This is a genomic window from Isoptericola sp. NPDC057191 (genome assembly GCF_042670225.1).
Taxonomy (GTDB): domain Bacteria; phylum Actinomycetota; class Actinomycetes; order Actinomycetales; family Cellulomonadaceae; genus Isoptericola.
Map to the genome: position 1 here is coordinate 1 of NZ_JBHUWC010000031.1, position 18,093 is coordinate 18,093.

General features: G+C 74.7%; 16 protein-coding genes and 1 pseudogene. 9 read left to right on the forward strand and 8 right to left on the reverse strand.

Annotated elements, in window-relative coordinates; all coding sequences use genetic code 11:
• Positions 1 to 829, reverse strand: a pseudogene (locus tag ACFT55_RS06735) (hypothetical protein); the annotation flags it as partial.
• 69 nt (positions 830 to 898) lie between these two features.
• Here ACFT55_RS06735 and ACFT55_RS06740 point away from each other — a divergent pair.
• Positions 899 to 1,387, forward strand: a complete 489-nt coding sequence (locus ACFT55_RS06740) for a MarR family winged helix-turn-helix transcriptional regulator (RefSeq protein WP_380242883.1) — start codon at positions 899 to 901, stop codon at positions 1,385 to 1,387.
• A gap of 285 nt (positions 1,388 to 1,672) precedes the next feature.
• On the opposite strand, the gene ACFT55_RS06745 is transcribed toward ACFT55_RS06740, so the two are convergent.
• Positions 1,673 to 3,109 carry a class II fumarate hydratase gene (locus ACFT55_RS06745; protein ID WP_380242885.1) on the reverse strand — a complete coding sequence of 479 codons (1,437 nt, stop codon included), beginning with the start codon at positions 3,107 to 3,109 and terminating at the stop codon, positions 1,673 to 1,675.
• 83 nt (positions 3,110 to 3,192) lie between these two features.
• Here ACFT55_RS06745 and ACFT55_RS06750 point away from each other — a divergent pair, with 83 nt between their 5' ends.
• Positions 3,193 to 3,750: a DUF1697 domain-containing protein gene (locus tag ACFT55_RS06750; RefSeq protein ID WP_380242887.1), complete on the forward strand. Its 558-nt coding sequence runs from the start codon at positions 3,193 to 3,195 to the stop codon at positions 3,748 to 3,750.
• Positions 3,751 to 3,792: 42 nt separating this feature from the next.
• On the opposite strand, the gene ACFT55_RS06755 is transcribed toward ACFT55_RS06750, so the two are convergent.
• From ACFT55_RS06755 to ACFT55_RS06765, 3 genes are read right to left on the reverse strand one after another with little or no spacing between them, the layout of a single operon-like run.
• Positions 3,793 to 4,434, reverse strand: coding sequence for a carbonic anhydrase (locus ACFT55_RS06755; protein ID WP_380242889.1), 642 nt, complete (start codon positions 4,432 to 4,434; stop codon positions 3,793 to 3,795).
• A complete protein-coding gene (locus ACFT55_RS06760; protein ID WP_380242891.1) occupies positions 4,431 to 5,393 on the reverse strand; it encodes a carbohydrate kinase in 963 nt (320 codons plus the stop codon). Before ACFT55_RS06760 ends, ACFT55_RS06755 begins: the two co-directional genes overlap by 4 nt.
• The gene (locus tag ACFT55_RS06765; RefSeq protein WP_380242893.1) at positions 5,390 to 5,683 is read right to left on the reverse strand and encodes an exodeoxyribonuclease VII small subunit; all 294 of its coding nucleotides are present in this window, start codon (positions 5,681 to 5,683) and stop codon (positions 5,390 to 5,392) included. Before ACFT55_RS06765 ends, ACFT55_RS06760 begins: the two co-directional genes overlap by 4 nt.
• 102 nt (positions 5,684 to 5,785) lie before the next feature.
• Here ACFT55_RS06765 and ACFT55_RS06770 point away from each other — a divergent pair, with 102 nt between their 5' ends.
• Positions 5,786 to 7,405, forward strand: coding sequence for an ATP-binding cassette domain-containing protein (locus ACFT55_RS06770; protein WP_380242895.1), 1,620 nt, complete (start codon positions 5,786 to 5,788; stop codon positions 7,403 to 7,405).
• A gap of 5 nt (positions 7,406 to 7,410) precedes the next feature.
• Here ACFT55_RS06770 and ACFT55_RS06775 read toward each other — a convergent pair whose 3' ends face one another.
• Positions 7,411 to 8,568, reverse strand: a complete 1,158-nt coding sequence (locus ACFT55_RS06775; RefSeq protein WP_380242897.1) for an epoxide hydrolase family protein — start codon at positions 8,566 to 8,568, stop codon at positions 7,411 to 7,413.
• 61 nt (positions 8,569 to 8,629) lie between these two features.
• Here ACFT55_RS06775 and ACFT55_RS06780 point away from each other — a divergent pair, with 61 nt between their 5' ends.
• Positions 8,630 to 9,595 (forward strand): helix-turn-helix transcriptional regulator, encoded by a 966-nt coding sequence (locus tag ACFT55_RS06780; protein ID WP_380242898.1) that lies wholly within the window; start codon positions 8,630 to 8,632, stop codon positions 9,593 to 9,595.
• On the opposite strand, the gene xseA is transcribed toward ACFT55_RS06780, so the two are convergent.
• The gene (xseA, locus tag ACFT55_RS06785) at positions 9,558 to 10,853 is read right to left on the reverse strand and encodes an exodeoxyribonuclease VII large subunit (RefSeq protein WP_380242900.1); all 1,296 of its coding nucleotides are present in this window, start codon (positions 10,851 to 10,853) and stop codon (positions 9,558 to 9,560) included. The genes ACFT55_RS06780 and xseA overlap by 38 nt on opposite strands.
• Before the next feature lie 72 nt (positions 10,854 to 10,925).
• Here xseA and ACFT55_RS06790 point away from each other — a divergent pair, with 72 nt between their 5' ends.
• Entirely contained in the window at positions 10,926 to 11,969 is a 1,044-nt protein-coding gene (locus ACFT55_RS06790; RefSeq protein ID WP_380242902.1) for a 4-hydroxy-3-methylbut-2-enyl diphosphate reductase, read from the forward strand.
• A 30-nt stretch (positions 11,970 to 11,999) separates the two neighbouring features.
• Here the strand turns inward: ACFT55_RS06790 and rmuC are convergent, their stop codons facing one another.
• The gene (rmuC, locus tag ACFT55_RS06795; RefSeq protein ID WP_380242904.1) at positions 12,000 to 13,592 is read right to left on the reverse strand and encodes a DNA recombination protein RmuC; all 1,593 of its coding nucleotides are present in this window, start codon (positions 13,590 to 13,592) and stop codon (positions 12,000 to 12,002) included.
• Between the two features lie 140 nt (positions 13,593 to 13,732).
• On the opposite strand from rmuC, the gene ACFT55_RS06800 reads away from it, so the two are divergent.
• The 4 genes from ACFT55_RS06800 to ACFT55_RS06815 all read left to right on the forward strand — a co-directional run bounded on the left by ACFT55_RS06800 (position 13,733) and on the right by ACFT55_RS06815 (position 18,077).
• The gene (locus tag ACFT55_RS06800) at positions 13,733 to 14,554 is read left to right on the forward strand and encodes an ABC transporter ATP-binding protein (RefSeq protein ID WP_380242906.1); all 822 of its coding nucleotides are present in this window, start codon (positions 13,733 to 13,735) and stop codon (positions 14,552 to 14,554) included.
• A complete protein-coding gene (locus ACFT55_RS06805; RefSeq protein WP_380242908.1) occupies positions 14,524 to 16,116 on the forward strand; it encodes a hypothetical protein in 1,593 nt (530 codons plus the stop codon). The genes ACFT55_RS06800 and ACFT55_RS06805 overlap by 31 nt, the downstream gene beginning before the upstream one ends.
• 69 nt (positions 16,117 to 16,185) lie before the next feature.
• Positions 16,186 to 17,235, forward strand: coding sequence for a GNAT family N-acetyltransferase (locus ACFT55_RS06810; RefSeq protein WP_380242910.1), 1,050 nt, complete (start codon positions 16,186 to 16,188; stop codon positions 17,233 to 17,235).
• 41 nt (positions 17,236 to 17,276) lie between these two features.
• Positions 17,277 to 18,077 (forward strand): DinB family protein, encoded by an 801-nt coding sequence (locus ACFT55_RS06815; protein ID WP_380242912.1) that lies wholly within the window; start codon positions 17,277 to 17,279, stop codon positions 18,075 to 18,077.
• Positions 18,078 to 18,093: the final 16 nt, after the last annotated feature.

Sequence of the window (18,093 nt, forward strand, 5' to 3'; positions counted from 1 at the left end):
CTCCGATGTGTATAAGAGACAGCACCAGCCCCACGGCGAGCAGGGCCGCGACGGCGGCGAGCTCCGTGGCCAGCACCCGCGCGGTGTCCCGGGTGCGGCGGTGCGACAGGTCGTCGGCGAGGACCTCCTGGGCGTGGGCGACGGCGGCTGCGGCCCGGTCGGCGGACGCGGACCCGGCGGCACTGGTGGTGGTGCCCGACGTGGTGGTGCCCGGCGCGGTGGCGCGGCGCACCGCGTCGGCCGCGCGCCGGACGGCCAGGCGGGCGGGCGCGCTGGGCCGCACGAGATAGCCGCTCATCCCGACGGCCCAGGCGATCACGGCGCCCAGCGCGAACGCCGCGCCGCGCTGTGCGACGTCGGACCAGGCCAGCGGACCGACCATGCCTCCCGCCGCGGCGAACACGACGATGGTCGCGCCCGGGGGGCCGGTGCGGACCAGCGCGCAGAGCGCGGTCGCGACCCCGGCGACGAGCGCCACGACCGCGAGGACGACAACGGTCGGCGTTCCGGCCGCCGTGAGCGCCGCCGTCAGGACGAAGGCTGCGGTGAACCCGGCGGCGACCCCCGTCAGCAGCGCGGCGCGGCGACGGTAGGGCTCGTACCGCCCGTACAGGATGGTGAGCGCGCCCAGGGCGGCGAAGCCGGCGAGGTCGGCGCGGCCTGCCGCGGCGCTCAGGGCCAGCACGGCAGCGGCGGCGGCGCCGACGCGCAGCGCCGCGGCCACGGTGGCGTCGGCGGGGTTGATGCGCAGGGCGGCGCGCAGGTGGCCGGGGTCGAGCACGTCGCGGGCGCTCGTCAGGACGGGGGACGGTGCGGGGGAGGGAGGCATTGCTCGCCATGATAGTTCACAGGTGAATCATCCTGGAAGGACTTCGGGTGTGACCTCTATCCTGTCGCCGTGGACTACATCCAGCGCGTGCGCGCGCAGTGGGCCGAGCGGCTGCCCGACGTCGACACCTCGCCGGCCGAGGTCGGGGCGCGTGCTCGGCGGATCGCCGCGCTGCTGGAGGCCGAGCTCGCGGACGACCTGGCGGCCCGCGACCTCACCCGCGCGGAGCTCGACGTCCTCACTGCGCTGCGCCGTTCGGGGCGGCCGTTGCGGGCGGGGGAGATCACGACCATGACCGGTTCGCCCGGCGCGTCCATCACCAAGCGGCTGGACCGCCTGGAGCGGTCCGGGCTGGTGGAGCGCGCGGTGCACGAGCGGGACAAGCGCGGGGTGCTGGTGGCGCTCACCGCGCAGGGAGAAGGGCTCGTCGACGAGCTCTTCCCGCGGCAGATCGAGCACGAGCGCGCGGCGCTGGGCGACCTGTCCGACCAGGAGCGGGCGGAGCTCGGCCGGCTGCTCGCCGTCGTGCTCCGCCGCCTCGACCCGCGGGACTACTGACGCCGGGTGCTGCCTGTGCCTATGCCTATGCCCAGGCCGGTGCGGCCGTGTGCCGTGACGTGCTCGCGGGGAGGCGTCACGCGTCAGGTGGAACCCCCCAGCCCCGCGCCCCGAGGAACGCCTCCCCGCTACGGCGACAGTAGCAGGTGAGGTTAGGCTTACCAACCCTGCGTTCGAGGCGTGATCAGCCGGTTGATCAGCCGGGGTGATCGGCCGGGGTGATCGGCCGGGGACGACGACGGCGACGACCCCGTGGGGGCCGTCGCCGTCGAGGGGCGGGTGACGTCAGGCCTGCGGGGGCCGCGTCATCGACAGGACGTCGAGGGCCGAGTCGAGCTGCTCCTCCGTGACCTCACCGCGCTCCACGAAGCCGAGGTCGACCACGGCCTCGCGGACGGTGAGCCCCTGCTTGACGGAGTGCTTCGCGACCTTCGCCGCGGCCTCGTAGCCGATCACGCGGTTCAGGGGCGTGACGATCGACGGCGAGGACTCCGCGTAGGCGCGGGCCCGGTCCACGTTCGCCGTGATGCCCGAGACCGTCTTGTCGGCCAGCACGCGCGACGCGTTGGCGAGCAGGCGGATCGACTCGAGCACGCCCTGCGCGATGACGGGGATCTGCACGTTGAGCTCGAACGACCCGCTGGCCCCGGCCCACGCGACGGTGGCGTCGTTGCCGATCACCCGGGCGGCCACCATGAGCACGGCCTCCGGGATCACCGGGTTGACCTTGCCCGGCATGATCGAGCTGCCCGGCTGCAGGTCCGGGATCGCGATCTCGCCGAGGCCGGTGTTCGGGCCGGAGCCCATCCAGCGCAGGTCGTTGCAGATCTTCGTGACGGACACGGCGATGGTGCGCAGCGCGCCCGAGAGCTCCACGAGGCCGTCCCGGGCGGACTGCGCCTCGAAGTGGTCGCGCGCCTCGGTCAGCGGCAGGCCCGTGTCCTCGCGCAGCAGCTCGATGACGCGCTGCGGGAAGCCGGCCGGCGTGTTGATGCCGGTGCCGACGGCGGTGCCGCCCAGGGGCACCTCTGCCGCGCGGGGCAGCGCCGCCTCGACGCGCTCGACGCCGTAGCGGATCGCGGCGGCGTACCCGCCGAACTCCTGCCCGAGCGTCACGGGGGTGGCGTCCATGAGGTGCGTGCGGCCGGACTTCACGACCGTGGCGAACTCGTCCGCCTTGGCGCCGAGGGCGTCGGCCAGGTGCCGCAGCGCCGGCACCAGGTCGTGGATCGCGCCCGCCGTGGCCGCGACGTGCACCGACGTGGGGAAGACGTCGTTCGACGACTGCGAGGCGTTGACGTGGTCGTTCGGGTGCACGTCCTTGCCGAGCGAGCGAGTGGCCAGCGTGGCCAGCACCTCGTTGGTGTTCATGTTCGACGACGTGCCGGAGCCCGTCTGGAAGACGTCGATCGGGAAGTGCGCGTCGTGCGTGCCGGCGGCGACCTCGTCCGCGGCGGCGACGATCGCGTCGGCGATGTCCTGGTCCAGCACGCCCAGCTCGGCGTTCGCCCGCGCGGCGGCCTTCTTGATGCGCGCCAGGGCCTCGATGTGCCCGCGCTCGAGCGTGGTGCCGGAGATGGGGAAGTTCTCCACGGCGCGCTGCGTCTGCGCGCGGTAGAGCGCGTGCGCCGGGACGCGCACCTCGCCCATCGTGTCGTGCTCGATGCGGTACTCGGTCTCGCCCGCGCCGGACGCGCCGGGGACGACGGTGTCGGAAGTCATGCCTCTATCGTGCCGCACCCCGGCAGGCGCTCCGTCGTGAGGCGGGTCACGTCGCTGTCGGTGTCCCGGACGAGGATGCGGGGGTGACCTTCTCCCACGTGGTCCTCTACCGCGCGATGAACCTGGGGCACCGCGGCAGCCCGGTACGGGCCGCGCTGGAGCGCGCGCTGCTCGACGGCGGCGCGCAGGCGGCGCGGTCGTTCCAGACGAACGGGACCGTCCTGCTCGACGTCGGGGACGGGGACGACGCGACGGCCGCCGCCGTCACCCGCGCCGCAGCCCCGCTGCTGGCCGCAGGCTGCGGGTACGCCGGTGCGGCACTGGTGCGGTCCCTCGGCGAGGTCACCGCCGCGATCGACGGCGACCCGTTCGCGCTCACCCGCGACGAGCGGACCTACCGCGAGACGGTGACGTTCGTCGACGGCGGCGACCCCTTGGCCGTGGCCCTGCCGTGGACGGACGCGCGCGACCTCCTCGACCTCGTGGCCGCGCGGCGGGGCGTCGTGCTCGGGGTGGCCCGCGGCGGGCCGGGGGCCGGGGGAGACCCGAACACCGCCGTCGAGCGGCTCACCGGCGGGGTCGCGACGACGCGCACGCTCGGCACCGTGCGGCGGCTGCTGGCGGCCGCCGCACGGGCCTGAGCGCCGATGCTCGCGCCGATGCCTGGTGAGGGCGGGGAGAGGTCAGGCGGCGGCCGGCTGCTCGCCGACCTCGCCGTCGACCGCCACGAGCCGCGCGCTGCCGTCGTCCAGGTCGTAGACGACGCCGACGACGGCCAGTCGACCCTCGTCGATGGCCGCGGCGACCGCGGCCGAGTAGCCGCGCAGCAGCGCGACGGTGTGCTTGACGTGCTCGGTGCGCAGCACGTCCGGGTCGATCGGCCCGGTGACGCCCTGGCGGCTCGTGAGCTCCGCGACCGAGGGGATGACCTTGTCGACCACCGCGCGCACGAACCCCGGGGGCTGCTCGCCGGTCGCGAGCGTGTGCGCGGTCGCCGCCACGGCGCCGCAGGAGTCGTGCCCGAGCACCACGACGAGCGGGGTGTGCAGCACCTCCGTGCCGTACTCGATGGAGCCGAGCACGGTCGTGTCGACCACGTGACCCGCCGTCCGCACCACGAAGACGTCGCCCAGGCCCTGGTCGAAGATGATCTCCGCCGCCACCCGGGAGTCCGAGCACCCGAAGATCACCGTGTGCGGGTGCTGCACCGTGCGCAGCTCGCGCCGGCGGACGGCGTCCTGGTCGGGGTGCTCGGGCTGGTCGCTGACGAACCGGGCGTTGCCGGCGCGCAGACGCGCCCAGGCTTCGGTGGGGGTCAGGGTCATGACTGCTCCTCTGCTTCGTGCTCGCCGACCCGCACGCGGTCCGGCCCGATGAGATCGTGGGGCCACGGCGGGTTCGCGCCGGCCCGGGAGACGGTCACGGCGGCCACGGCGACCGCACGCACGAGCATCCGGGTCGTCGCCGCGCGGTCGAGGGCACGCAGCGCGTCCCGCCGGGCCGCGCCCAGCAGGTCCGCGCCCCACAGCCAGTCCAGGAGGGCGCCCATGAACGAGTCGCCCGCACCGACGGTGTCCACCACGTCGACCCGCGGGGCCGCGACGGTGACGTCGCCGGCCGCTGTCACCGCCGTCGCGCCCTCGCCGCCGAACGTCACCACGACCACTGCCGGCCCGGTGGCCTGCCAGGCGCGCGCCACGTCGAGCGGGTCGCGGCCGGGGTAGAGCCACGCCAGGTCCTCGTCGCTGACCTTGACGACGTCCGAGAGCGTGACGATCTCCTCGACCCGCGGCCGCACCGCGTCGGCGTCGCCCATGATGGCCGGGCGGGCGTTGGGGTCGTACGTGACGGTGGCGGTGTCGCGCGCGGCCGCCAGGAGGTGGCGCACGTCGGCGTCCCCGGGCGGGAGCATCGCGGCGATGGAGCCGGTGTGCACCGCGAGCGTCTCGTCGGTGGCGCCGGCGCCCGCGGGCACCTGCCACTCGAGGTCGAACTCGTAGGTCGCGGCGCCCGTCGCGTCCAGGGTCGCCTGCGCGACGCTCGTGCGTGCCGCGCCGTCACTGCCCGGGGCGAGCGTGACGCGGGACTCGGCCAGCCAGGCGCGGACGTCGTCGCCGCGTGCGTCGGGCCCGAACCAGGTCGCCAGCCGGACGTCGCGGCCCAGGCGGCCGAGCGTCAGCGCGACGTTCGCCAGGCTGCCGCCCGGGTGCTCCTCGCTCGAACCGTCCGGGCGGTGCACCACGTCGACCAGTGCCTCGCCGACCGCGAGCACGTGCGCGCTCACGCGTCGTCCTCCCCGGTGGTGGCGTCGCCGGACGCGAGGGCGCCGGCCTGGGCGGCGGCGAGCCGCTCGCGCGCGCCGTCGAGCCACTGCTGGCAGCGGGTGGCCAGGGCCTCGCCCCGCTCCCACAGCGCGAGCGACGCCTCCAGCGGCTCGCTGCCGGCCTCGAGTCGGGCCACGACCTGGACCAGCTCGTCACGGGCCTGCTCGTAGGTCAGGGCGGCGACGTCGGCGGGCAGGTCGGAGGACGCGCCGGGCGTCGGGGGAGGGGCGTCGGGGATCGCGTCGGTCACGGGGGACAGTCAACAACATGGCGACGACACGGTGACAGCGCAGTCCGCGGGACGGGCGGAAATGCCTTGCGAGCCGCGCAGGCGTCGGGCAGCGTGCGCGGCATGGGACACCTGGAGGTGGCGCACGTCGAGCACGTGCTGCCGGACGGCCGCACGCTGCTCGACGACGTCTCGTTCCGCGTCCCGGAGGGCAGCGCCACCGCCCTCGTAGGGCCGAACGGGTCGGGCAAGACCACCCTGCTGCGCCTGCTGTCGGGCGAGCTGACCCCGCAGGCCGGGTCCGTCAGCGTCACCGGGGGCCTCGGCGTCATGCCCCAGTTCGTCGGCTCCGTGCGCGACGCCAGCACCGTGCGCGACCTGCTCGTCGCCGTCGCCCCGCCGCGCATCCGCGACACCGCGCGCGCCGTCGACGCCGCCGAGCTGGACATCATGGAGGTCGACGACGAACCCGCCCAGCTCGCGTACGCCCAGGCCCTCGCCGACTGGGCCGAGGTGCGCGGGTACGAGGCCGAGACCCTGTGGGACGTCTGCACCGTCGCCGCGCTCGGCATCCCCTACGAGCAGGCACGCTGGCGCGAGGTGCGCACCCTGTCCGGCGGCGAGCAGAAGCGGCTCGTCCTGGAGTCGTTGCTGCGCGGCACGGACGAGGTCCTGCTGCTCGACGAGCCGGACAACTACCTCGACGTGCCCGGCAAGCGGTGGCTCGAGGACCAGCTGCGCGCCACCCGCAAGACCGTCCTGTTCGTCTCGCACGACCGCGAGCTGCTGGCGACGTCCGCCGACCGGATCGTGTCGCTCGAGCCCGCGCCGTCGGGCGCGGACGCCTGGGTGCACGGCGGCTCGTTCGCCACGTTCCACGAGGCGCGGCGGGAGCGGTTCGCGCGGTTCGAGGAGCTGCGCCGGCGCTGGGACGAGAAGCACGCCCAGCTGGTGCGCCTCGTGCGCGAGCTGCGACAGGCCGCGGCCAACAGCGACGCGCTCGCGTCCCGCTACCGCGCCGCGCAGACGCGCCTGGCCAAGTTCGAGGAGGCCGGCCCGCCTCCGGAGCCGCCCCGCGACCAGGACATCCGCATGCGGCTGCGCGGCGGCCGCACCGGCGTGCGGGCGGTGACCTGCGAGCAGCTCGGGCTCACGGGTCTCATGCAGCCCTTCGACCTCGAGGTCTTCTACGGCGAGCGCGTGGCGGTGCTCGGGTCCAACGGGTCGGGCAAGTCGCACTTCCTGCGGCTGCTCGGGGGTGACGACGTCGCGCACACCGGCGAGTGGCGCCTCGGCGCACGCGTGGTGCCGGGCGTCTTCGCCCAGACGCACGCGCAGCCCGAGCTGTTCGGGCGGACGCTGACCCAGGTGCTCTGGGAGGACCACGCCCGGGACCGCGGCGCCGCCATGTCCGTGCTGCGCCGCTACGAGCTGACCGTCGCCGCGGACCGCGAGTTCGACCGCCTCTCCGGCGGTCAGCAGGCGCGGTTCCAGATCTTGCTCCTGGAGCTGGCCGGCTGCACCGCGCTGCTGCTCGACGAGCCCACCGACAACCTCGACCTCGCCAGCGCCGAGGCGCTGCAGGAGGGGCTGGAGGCCTTCGACGGCACCGTCCTCGCGGTCACGCACGACCGGTGGTTCGCGCGCGGCTTCGACCGGTTCCTCGTGTTCGGCGCCGACGGCACCGTGCGCGAGACCCCCGAGCCCGTCTGGGACGAGGGCCGGGTGGCCCGCGCGAGGTAGGGCGCTCAGCCGCGGGACCGCCCGACGAAGAAGGCGCGCAGGTCCGTCGCCAGCAGCTCGGGCTCCTCCATCGCGGGGAAGTGGCCGCCCTCGGGGTGCTCCACCCACTGGTCGATCGCGCCCCAGCCGTTGAACACCTTCGCCATCAGCGGGTGGGTGTCGAAGACCGACCAGGCGGACGGGACGTCCGACGCCGCGAGCCAGTCCAGCCCGGAGTGCGACGCCTCGTAGTAGAACTGCGCGCTCGACGCACCGCTCCGGGTGAACCAGTACAGCGACACGTTGGTGAGCAGATGGTCGCGGTCGACCGACTCGTCCGGGGTGTGGCACGCCGGGTTCGTCCAGGTCTGGAACTTCTCGACGATCCACGCGAGCTGGCCCACGGGCGAGTCGGTGAGAGCGGCGCCGATCGTGTCGGGGCGGTGGTTCTGCATCTCGAAGTAGCCGTGCTCGGCGGCGTCGCGAGCGCGCACCGCCTCGATCTGGGCGACCTCGTCGTCGGTCAGCCCGTCCGGCAGCGGGAACTGGTCCCCGACCATGCCGAGCGACCGGCCGTCGCTGCCGACATGGGTGCCGATCACCCGGTCCGGGTACAGGGCCGCGAGCCGCCCCGTGGTGCCGGCGCCGATGTCGGTGCCGTGCACCCCGAACCGCTCGTAGCCGAGCCGCGTCATGATCTCCGCGTAGGCCTCGGTGGTACGGGCCACCTCCCATCCGGTCCCGGCCAGCGGGGTCGACCAGCCGAACCCCGGCAGGGACGGCACGACGACGTGGAACGCGTCGGTCAGCAGCGGCAGGAGCCGCTGGTACTCGACGAACGAACCCGGCCAGCCGTGGCACAGCAGCAGCGGGGTGGCGTCCGGGTTCGCCGAGCGGGCGTGCACCACGTGAAAGGTCTGGCCGTCGACGACGGTCGTGACCTGCTCGTGCGCGTTGAGGGCCGCCTCCTGGGCGCGCCAGTCGAAGCCGTCACGCCAGTGCTCGGCGAGCTCGCGCAGGTACGGCAGCGGCATGCCGCGGCTGAAGTCCGTGCGGTCGTCGCGGCCGGGGACGGGCAGGGGCCAGCGCGTGCGCGCGAGCCTGTCGTGCAGGTCGTCGAGATCGGCCTGCGGCACGTCGATGCGGAAGGGGACGAGGGCGGTGCTCGCGGCGTTCGTGGTCATGACGCCACTGTGCCCGCAAACGCGGAAGACGAGCTTCCGCGATCGGTGACACGATCTCGAGGTGATCGAGACGTCCGCCCGGCTGCTGCAGCTCCTGTCCCTGCTCCAGCTGCGGCGCGACTGGACCAGCACGGAGCTCGCGGACCGGCTCGACGTGAGCACGCGGACCGTCCGCACCGACATCGGCAAGCTGCGCTCCCTGGGCTACCCCGTGGAGGCGCGTCCCGGCGTCGCCGGCGGCTACCGGCTGGCCGCCGGCACGGCGATGCCGCCGCTCGTGCTCGACGACGACGAGGCCGTGGCCGTGGCGGTCGGGCTCGGGGTCGTCGCGACCCACGGCCTGGGCGCCGAGGAGACGTCGCTCACCGCGTTGGCGAAGCTGGAGCAGGTGCTCCCGGCGCGGTTGCGGGCGCGGGTGGAGGCGGTTCGCGACGCGACGAGCGTGGTCCCGCGCGCGGGCACGGTGCTGGACCCGGCCGTGCTCTCCGCGGTCGCCGCCGCCATCCGCGCGGCCGAGCGGCTCCGGTTCGGGTACACCTCGCACGACGGCACCGCTTCCGTGCGGTACGTGGAGCCGCACCGGGTGGTGAGTTGGGGCGCGCGCTGGTTCCTGCTCGCCTGGGACCTCGACCGCCTGGACTGGCGGGTCTTCCGCGTGGACCGGATGGAGCCCCGCGCCCCGACGGGCGCGCGGTTCCGCCGCCGGGAGATCCCCGAGGACGCGGTGGTGGAGCACGTGGTCGGGCGGGTGCGCCGTGCCACGTGGCGCTACCGGGCGCGGCTGCGCGTGCACGCGCCGGCCGCCGAGGTCGCGGTGAGGATCGGGGCTCCGCTGGACATCACCGAGGACGGGCCGGCCGCCTGCCGGGTCGGCGTCGGCTCGGACGACCCGGACCGGCTCGCGCTGTGGATCGCCCAGCTCGGGGCGGACGTCGAGGTCCTCGAGGGGGAGGAGCTCGCCGCGGCGTTCGACCGCCTGGCGGAGCGGTTCAGGCGTGCGGCGCGGGGGCCGGCGTCCGCCCCGTGACAGCGGCCTCGAGTGCCCCGCGCGCCAGGCGCACGCGGACGGCGTCCCCGGTGGCGACGTCGTCGGACGACAGCAGCACGCCTCCGTCGGCGCGCTGCACCACGGCATAGCCGCGGGCGAGCGTCGACAGGGGGGAGAGGGCGCGGACCTGAGCCTCCAGACGGTCGACCTGGCCGGCGGCGCGCAGCAGGGCGGCGTCCAGGCAGTGCCGGGCGTGGCGCACGTGCTGGGCGATCTCGCGCTCCCGGACGTCGACGGTCGTCTGGGGGTGGGCCAGCGCCGGCCTCGACCGCAGCGCGTCCAGGCCGTGCTGCTCCCGTTCGACCCGAGCCGCCACGGCGCCGCGCATGCGGCGGCGGGCCTGGTCCAGGCGCAGCCGCTCCTCGGCGACGTCCGGCACGATGCACTTCGCCGCGTCGGTCGGCGTCGACGCGCGCAGGTCCGCGACGAGGTCGACCAGCGGCGCGTCCGTCTCGTGGCCGATGGCGCTGACCAGCGGCGTCGTGCACGCCGCGGCCGCCCGCACCAGCGCCTCGTTGCTGAAGGGGAGCAGGTCCTCGACGGACCCGCCGCCGCGGGCGAGGACGATCACCTCGACCTCGGGGCGGGCGTCGAGGTCGGCGAGGGCTGCGCTCACCTCGCGCACGGCGTCGACGCCCTGGACCGCCACCTCGCGGATCTCGAACCGGACCTGCGGCCAGCGGGCCCGCGCGTTGACGACCACGTCGTGCTCGGCCTTGGACTCCCGCCCGCACACGAGGCCGACGACGGCGGGGAGGAACGGCAGGGGGCGCTTGCGGTCGTCGTCGAAGAGGCCCTCGGCCGCGAGCACCCGCCGCAGCTGGTCGATGCGTGCGAGGAGCTCGCCGACCCCCACCTGCCGCACGGCGGTGGCCCGCATCGACATCCGGCCCGTCTTCACCCAGAACTCCGGCTTGGCCTGCACCACCACGTGGTCGCCCACCTCGGGCTTGTGGTGCAGGCCGTCGAAGACGCGCGTGAGCATGTGCACCGGCAGCGAGGCCTCGGCATCGGTGTCGCGCAGCGTCACGAACTGCATGCCCGCCCGGGGTCGGTAGGTGTGCTCGACGACCTGGCCCTCGACCCACACCAGCGACATCTTCGCGACGTAGTCCCGGATCTTCGCGGACAGCAGGCGCACCGGCCAGGGCCGCTCGGCCGTGGTCTCACGGGCGAGCTCGGGCAGGGGCTGCGGCTGGGTTTCCGGCTGGGACACGTCCGACACGGCGTCCAGCATGCCCCACGCCCCTGACGGGCACGTCAGACCCCCGTCACAGGACGTCCACACGGGCCCACCTAGACTGGCCGCGTGACTGCGACCGCTCCGGCCCCCACCCTCCCGACGTCGACCAAGCGCGTGCTGCTGGCCGCGCCGCGCGGCTACTGCGCGGGGGTCGACCGCGCGGTGGTGGCCGTGGAGAAGGCGCTCGAGACCTACGGCGCGCCGGTGTACGTCCGCAAGGAGATCGTGCACAACAAGCACGTCGTGGAGACGCTGCGCGAGCGCGGTGCGATCTTCGTCAACGAGACGGACGAGGTGCCCGAGGGCGCGCGTCTGGTGTTCTCCGCGCACGGCGTCTCTCCTGCGGTCCGCGAGTCCGCGGCGGCCCGCAGCCTGGAGACCATCGACGCCACCTGCCCCCTGGTCACCAAGGTGCACAAGGAGGCCGTGCGCTTCGCCGGCGACGACTACGACATCCTCCTCATCGGCCACACCGGGCACGAGGAGGTCGAGGGCACGGCCGGCGAGGCGCCCGACCACGTGCAGGTCGTGAACTCCCCGGACGAGGTCGACCAGGTGGAGGTCCGCGACCCGCACAAGGTCGTCTGGATCTCGCAGACGACGCTGTCCGTGGACGAGACCATGGAGACCGTGCGACGGCTGCGCGTCCGCTTCCCCGAGATGCAGGACCCGCCGAGCGACGACATCTGCTACGCCACGCAGAACCGGCAGGTCGCGGTGAAGAAGCTCGCCCCGGAGTGCGACGTCGTGATCGTCGTCGGCTCGGCGAACTCGTCGAACTCGGTGCGTCTCGTCGAGGTCGCGCTGCAGGCGGGTGCGCGCACCGCGTACCGCGTGGACCGGGCGACGGAGATCGACGACGCCTGGCTGGACGGCGCGAAGACGGTGGGCGTCACCTCGGGAGCGTCGGTGCCGGAGATCCTCGTCCAGGACGTCATCGCCCACCTCGACGCGCACGGCTTCGGCGCCGTCGAGGAGGTGCGGACCGCCACGGAGGACCTGATGTTCTCCCTGCCGCGCGAGCTGGCACGAGGCCTCAAGGCCGCGGGCCAGGAGGAGAAGCGGCCCCGCCGCGGCGCGCGCACCGCGCTGCCCGTCGAGCCCGCCTGACGTGCGCCGTCGGCGGCGGCCCCTGCGGGCTCAGCCGGCGGCGGAGTCGTCCTGGGCCTCCTGGCCGGCGCGTTCGAGCGCGTCCCGGTCCGCCGTCACGAGCGAGTCCACCGACGCCCGGTCGTCCTCGACGCTCAGGTCGCCCAGAGCGACGACGGCGCCCTCGGCGGCGGCGAGCAGCTCGGGCCGGGTGATCGGCCGCGGCACCTCCTGGAGGCCCCTGACCTCCTCGATCTCGTCCTTGCCGTCGACGACGTCGAGCTCGACCATCCGGCGCGCCGAGACGAGCACGTTGCGCTCCAGGGACCCGACCATCGAGTTGTACGCCTTGGTCGAGCTCTCGAGCGAGCGTCCCATCTTGGTGATGTGGCCGGTCATGGTCACGATCCGGGAGTGCAGCTGCTTGCCGACCTTGAGGACCTCCTGCGCGTTGTCGGCGAGAGCCTGCTGCCGCCACGCGAACGCGACCGTCCGCAGCAGCGCGAGCATGGTGGCCGGGCTCGCGAGGAGCACGTTCTTGCGCGCGGCCTCCTCCATGAGCGACGGGTCGCGTTCCAGGGCGGCGGCGAGGAAGGCCTCGGCCGGCACGAACATCACCACGAACTCCGGGGCGTGGTCGAAGAGGTCCCAGTACCGCTTCGACGCGAGGTCGTCGACGTGCTTGCGCACGTGGCGCACGTGGGCGTCCATCCGCTGCTCGCGGACCGCAGGGTCGGACGCCTGCTGGGCCTCCAGGTAGCCGAGGAACGCCACCTTCGAGTCGACGACGACGTTCTTGCCCCCCGCCAGGTTGATCACCATGTCGGGCCGGAGCACGTCGCCGTCCTCGTTCGTCGCCTGCACCTGGACGTCGAAGTCGACGCGCTCCATCATCCCGGCGGCCTCGACCACCCGCTGGAGCTGGAGCTCGCCCCAGGCACCCCGCGTCTGCGAGGAGCGCAGCGCGGTGACCAGGTCGCTGGTGCCCTGCCGCAGCTCGGCGTTGGCCAGCGTGAGCTGCCGCAGGTGCTCGCCCAGGGCGGACGATCCCTCCGCGCGCGCCTTCTCCGCCGCGACGACCTCCTCGCGGACCTTCTCGAGGCTCTTGCCGAGCGGGTCGACCAGCGCCCGGAAGGCCTGCTCGCGCTGGGCCAGGGTCTCGTCGTTCTTCTGCGTGCTGCGCTGCAGCCGCTCGTCCGCGAGGTCGAGGAACTGCTTCTGGTTGGCGGCCAGCGCGTCGTTGGCCAGCGCGCGGAACCGCTGCGCCGCCGCCTCCTGGTCGCCCTTCGCCTCGGCGAGCTGTCGCTCGAGGTCCTCCCGGACCTGGGCCAGCAGGCGGTCCGCCTGCTGACGCGCCTCTGCCACGCGCCGGTCCGCCTCGTCGCGAGCGCGGTCCAGGTCGCGCTCGGCCAGCTCGCGCTGCTCCGCCAGGCGGCGCTCCGCCTCGTCGCCGGCCTGCCCGAGCCTGCTGCGCAGCTCGGCGGCGTCCCGCCGCACGGACTCGAGCTCGCCGTGCTCGCGCAGCCGCTCCATCTCGTGCGAGCGCCCCGCGCGGGCTGCGCGGTTGGCGTGCCACAGCCAGCCCACCAGCGTGCCGACCACGAGGGCGCCGACGATGAGGAGCAGAGCGAGGGTCGTCGTCATGGGCACACCGTTTCACGCCGCACCGACAGGACGGAGCGTCCACGCGACGAGCGTGCTGACTTGATCCTCAAGACGAGGACTTGAGGATCAAGTCTGCACGCTCGATGCACGGGCCGGTCGCCGCCCACTACGGTTGACCCGTGAGCGACCAGACCGGGCCGCCGCCCGCCGCCCCCGCACCCGTCCCGCCCGACCTCGGCGCCGCGCTCAGCCTGCGCGGGCTGTGGAAGCGGTTCGGGCAGAAGATCGCCGTCGCCGGCGTCGACCTCGACGTGCCGACCGGGTCGTTCTTCGGACTCGTCGGGCCCAACGGCGCCGGCAAGACGACCTCGCTGTCGATGGCGACCGGGCTGCTGCGCCCCGACTTCGGCTCGGTGCACGTGCACGGCACCGACCTGTGGGCGCGGCCCGACGCGGCGAAGGCCACGCTGGGCGTCCTGCCCGACGGGGTGCGGCTCTTCGACCGCCTCACGGGGGCGCAGCTGCTCACCTACGCAGGGCTCCTGCGCGGGCTGGACCGGGACACCGTCGCGGAGCGCACCGAGGACCTGCTGCGGGCGATGGACCTCGCCGGCGACCGGGACACGTTCGTCGTCGACTACTCCGCCGGCATGACGAAGAAGATCGGCCTCGCCTCGGCGATGATCCACGCCCCGCGCGTGCTCGTCCTCGACGAGCCGTTCGAGGCCGTGGACCCGGTGAGCGCGGCGAACATCCGCGACATCCTGCACGCCTACGTCCACGACGGCGGCACGGTCGTCGTGTCGAGCCACGTCATGGACCTGGTGCAGCGGATGTGCTCGCACGTGGCGGTCATCGCCGGCGGGCACGTGCTCGCCGCCGGGACCGTCGCCGAGGTGCGGGGCGAGCAGAGCCTCGAGGACCGGTTCGTGGACCTCGTGGGCGGCCGCCGGGAGTCGGAGGGACTGGCGTGGTTGCGCAGCTCGTCCGCCTCAAGCTGACCCTCCTGGCCAACACGTTCCGCCGGAGCGTGTGGCAGACGATCGGGCTCGTCGTCGCCTCCCTGTACGGGCTGGGCGTGCTGGTGCTCGTGCTGGTCGGCGCCGTCGCGGGCGGCGCCGCCGACCCCGAGCTCACCGGACAGGTGGTCACCGTCGTCGGGGCGCTGGTGGTCCTCGCGTGGTGGCTCGTGCCCGTCCTCGCGTTCGGCGTGGACGCGACGCTCGACCCGCGCCGCTTCGTCACGTTCGCCATCCCGCGGCGCACGATGCTCGTCGGCCTGGCGCTGGGTGGCCTGGTGTCGGTGCCCGCGGCGGTGACGACGCTCGGGGCGCTCGGCGTCTCGCTCGCGTGGTGGCGCAACCCCGCCGCGCTGGTGGCCGCCCTCGTCGGCGGCGTCCTGGCGACCGCGCTGTGCGTGGTGGGCTCGCGCGCGACGACGACGGCGCTCGCGCCGCTGCTGGACTCGCGCCGCTACCGCGAGGTGCTGGCCGTCGTGGCCGTGGTTCCCCTCGTCCTCATCGGCCCGGCGTTCGGCTGGCTCGCCGGTGGCTTCGAGGGCACGGCCGACGCGGCCGGCGGCCCCGGCGCCGTCCTCGGCCCGCTGGCGCAGGTGGTGGGATGGACGCCGCTCGGCGCCCCCTGGGCGCTGCCGTCGGCCGTGCACGACGGTGCCTGGATGCTGGCCTTGGCGCGCCTGCTGATCGCCCTCGGCACGCTCGCGCTCGCATGGGTCGTGTGGGACCGGGCGCTCGCGCGCGAGCTCGTGACGCCCCGGGGCGGGGGCGCGGCCTCGGCCGCCAAGGGGCTGGGCTGGTTCGGTCGGCTTCCCGCGACCCCCACGGGCGCCGTCGCGGCGCGTGCCGCGACGTACTGGCTGCGCGACCCGCGCTACGCGGCGTCGGTCGCGATGGTGCCGCTGGTGCCGCTGGTGCTCCTCGTGGTCGGCCTCGGCAACGGGATGGGCGGCGCGTTCCTGCTGGTCATGGCCCCGCTGGCGGCGTGGCTGCTCGGGTTCGGCATCTCGAACGACATCGGCTACGACAACACCGCGTTCGCGCTGCATGTCGCGACGGGCACGCCGGGCCGCGCCGACAGGTGGGGGCGCGTGCTGCCGGTCCTGGTCGGCGGGGTGCCGCTGACCGTGGCGTTCGCGCTGGTCGGCTGCGCCGTGGCCGGGCGGTGGGACGCGCTGCCCGCCCTGCTCGGCCTCACGGCGGGCACATTGGGCGCGGCGCTCGGGATCTCGAGCGCGGTCTCCGCTCGGCTGGTCTACCCCGTGCCGAAACCTGGGGACAGCCCGTTCAAGACGCCGCAGGGCGCGACGATGGCGACCATGGTCGCCCAGCTGGCGGCGATGGGGATCATCTTCGCGGTGTGCGTGCCCACGCTGGCGCTCGCGGTGCCCGCGATCCTGCTGCCGCAGGCCGCGCTCGGGTGGGCGGCGCTGGGCGTCGGGCTGGTCACGGGGGCCCTCGTCCTCCTGCTCGGGGTGCGCTGGGGCGCCCGCACCTACGACCGCCGGCTCCCCGAGCTGCTGCAACAGGTGATGGCTTTCGGCTGACGTTCCGACGGCACGGGACCCGCGATCCTGTGGACCCGGTCACGGTCTCGCCAAGGAACCTTTGCGACAATGGTGGACGTGACGTCCCTGAGCCCCGAGCACCTGCCCCTCCCCGAGCGCTGGACGGCCTCGGTCCCCGACCTCGGCGACCTGCCGCGTCTCGGTGAGCTCCGCGGCACCGTCGCGGCGCCCTTCACCGGCTCGTCCGTGGTGAACCAGGAAGCCCTCGCGGCCGAGGTGACCGGACCGATGTCGTGGACGCGGCGCCAGCTGGTGGCGCGCGACCCGGAAGGCGTGATCCGGGCCTGGGCCACGGCGCACGACCGGGCCGCCGGGCGCGTCGTGGTGAGCGTGGACGTCGACCGCGACGTGCCGCAGGCGGACGACCTGGCGGCCGCGTGCTACGCCTGGGGGGCGCAGCAGGGTCGGGCCCTCGCGGCCCAGCGCGGGCTGGCGCGCACCCAGCTCGACGCCGGTGCGTACGCCGGAGACGTGACCCAGCGTCGCTGGCTCGACGCCGCGGGGTACGTCCTGGCGCGCTCCTGGCTGCAGATGAGCCGCCCCGTGGTGCCCGAGGAGGCGTTGCGCGGCGTCCTGCCGGACCCACGGCCGGGGGTGACGGTGCGCCGGGTCGCCACCCACGACGACGGCCTGCCGGTCGCCGAGGACCTGCAGACCGTGCACCGCGTGCTCGAGAGCGCGTTCGAGGACCACTTCAACTCCTACCGCGAGAGCTTCGGCGAGTTCCTGGTGCGGCTGCGGGCCGACCCGGGGCACCGCTGGGACCACTGGTGGCTGGCGTTCGTCGACGACCCGGAGCGCCCCGAGGACGAGCCGGAGCCGATGGGAGCGCTCGTCGGCGCGGCCCTGCCCTCGGGACCGTCGGGCAAGGAGGGCAGCTACGTCGAGTACCTCGGCGCGGACCGCCGGGCGCGCGGCCGCGGGGTCGCGACGGCCCTGCTGCTCGCCGTCGTCCAGGACGCGGCGGCACGCGGGCGCGACCGCGTCGGCCTCGAGGTCGACGCCGACAGCCCGACCGGTGCCGCGGCGCTCTACGAGAGCTGGGGCTGGCGCACGTCGTACGTCACGGAGTCGTGGCACCAGGACGTCGACGCCTGACAGGCCGCGCGGGTGTCGGTGGCCCCGCCTACCGTCGGCGCATGGCAGATCACGGGACACGGTTCGGGCCGGACGACGAGCTGCGGGGCGCCCGGTTCGTCGAGGCCGACCTGACGGGGGCCACCTTCCGCCTCGCCCGGCTCGACGGGGCACGGTTCGACCAGACCTTCATGCCCGGCGCGGTGCTGCGCGGCGTCGACCTCACGGACGGGGACGTCGACGGCGAGATCACCGGGCTGCGGGTCAACGGCGTCGAGGTCGTGCCGCTGATCGAGGCCGAGCTGAACCGGCGGTACCCGGGTCGCGAGCAGGCCCGGTCGGCGGACCTCGCCGAGCAGCGCGCGTCGCTCGAGGCGGCGCTGCGGGCGTGGGACGCGCACCTCGCGCGCACGGCCGCCCTGGCCCCCGGGGCCGTCGACGCCTCGGTCGACGGCGAGTGGTCGACGGCGCAGACGCTGCGCCACCTGGTGTTCGCCATGGACGGGTGGGTGCTGTACGGCCTGCGGGGGATCGACGACGCCTTCTGGTACGCAGGGCTGCCGTTCACCGAGTACGAGCCCGAGGTGGCGCGGCTCGGCGTCGACCTCGCGGCGCAGCCCTCGCTGGAGGAGACCCTCGCCGCCCACGCCGACCGTGTCGCGCAGGTGCTCGCCCTCTACGACGACCTCGCGGGCTCTGACGCGACTGCCCGGGCGCCGCGCCTCCCGCCGTGGGCTCCCGAGGGCTTCACCCGCGCGGTCTACCAGAGCCTCGGCGTCGTCGCGGGCGAGCACTGGGCGCACCTGCGGTTCGTGGAGCGCGACCTGGCGACGCTCGAGGACCGCGCCCGGGCTGCCGGGTAGGGCACGCCACGTAGAC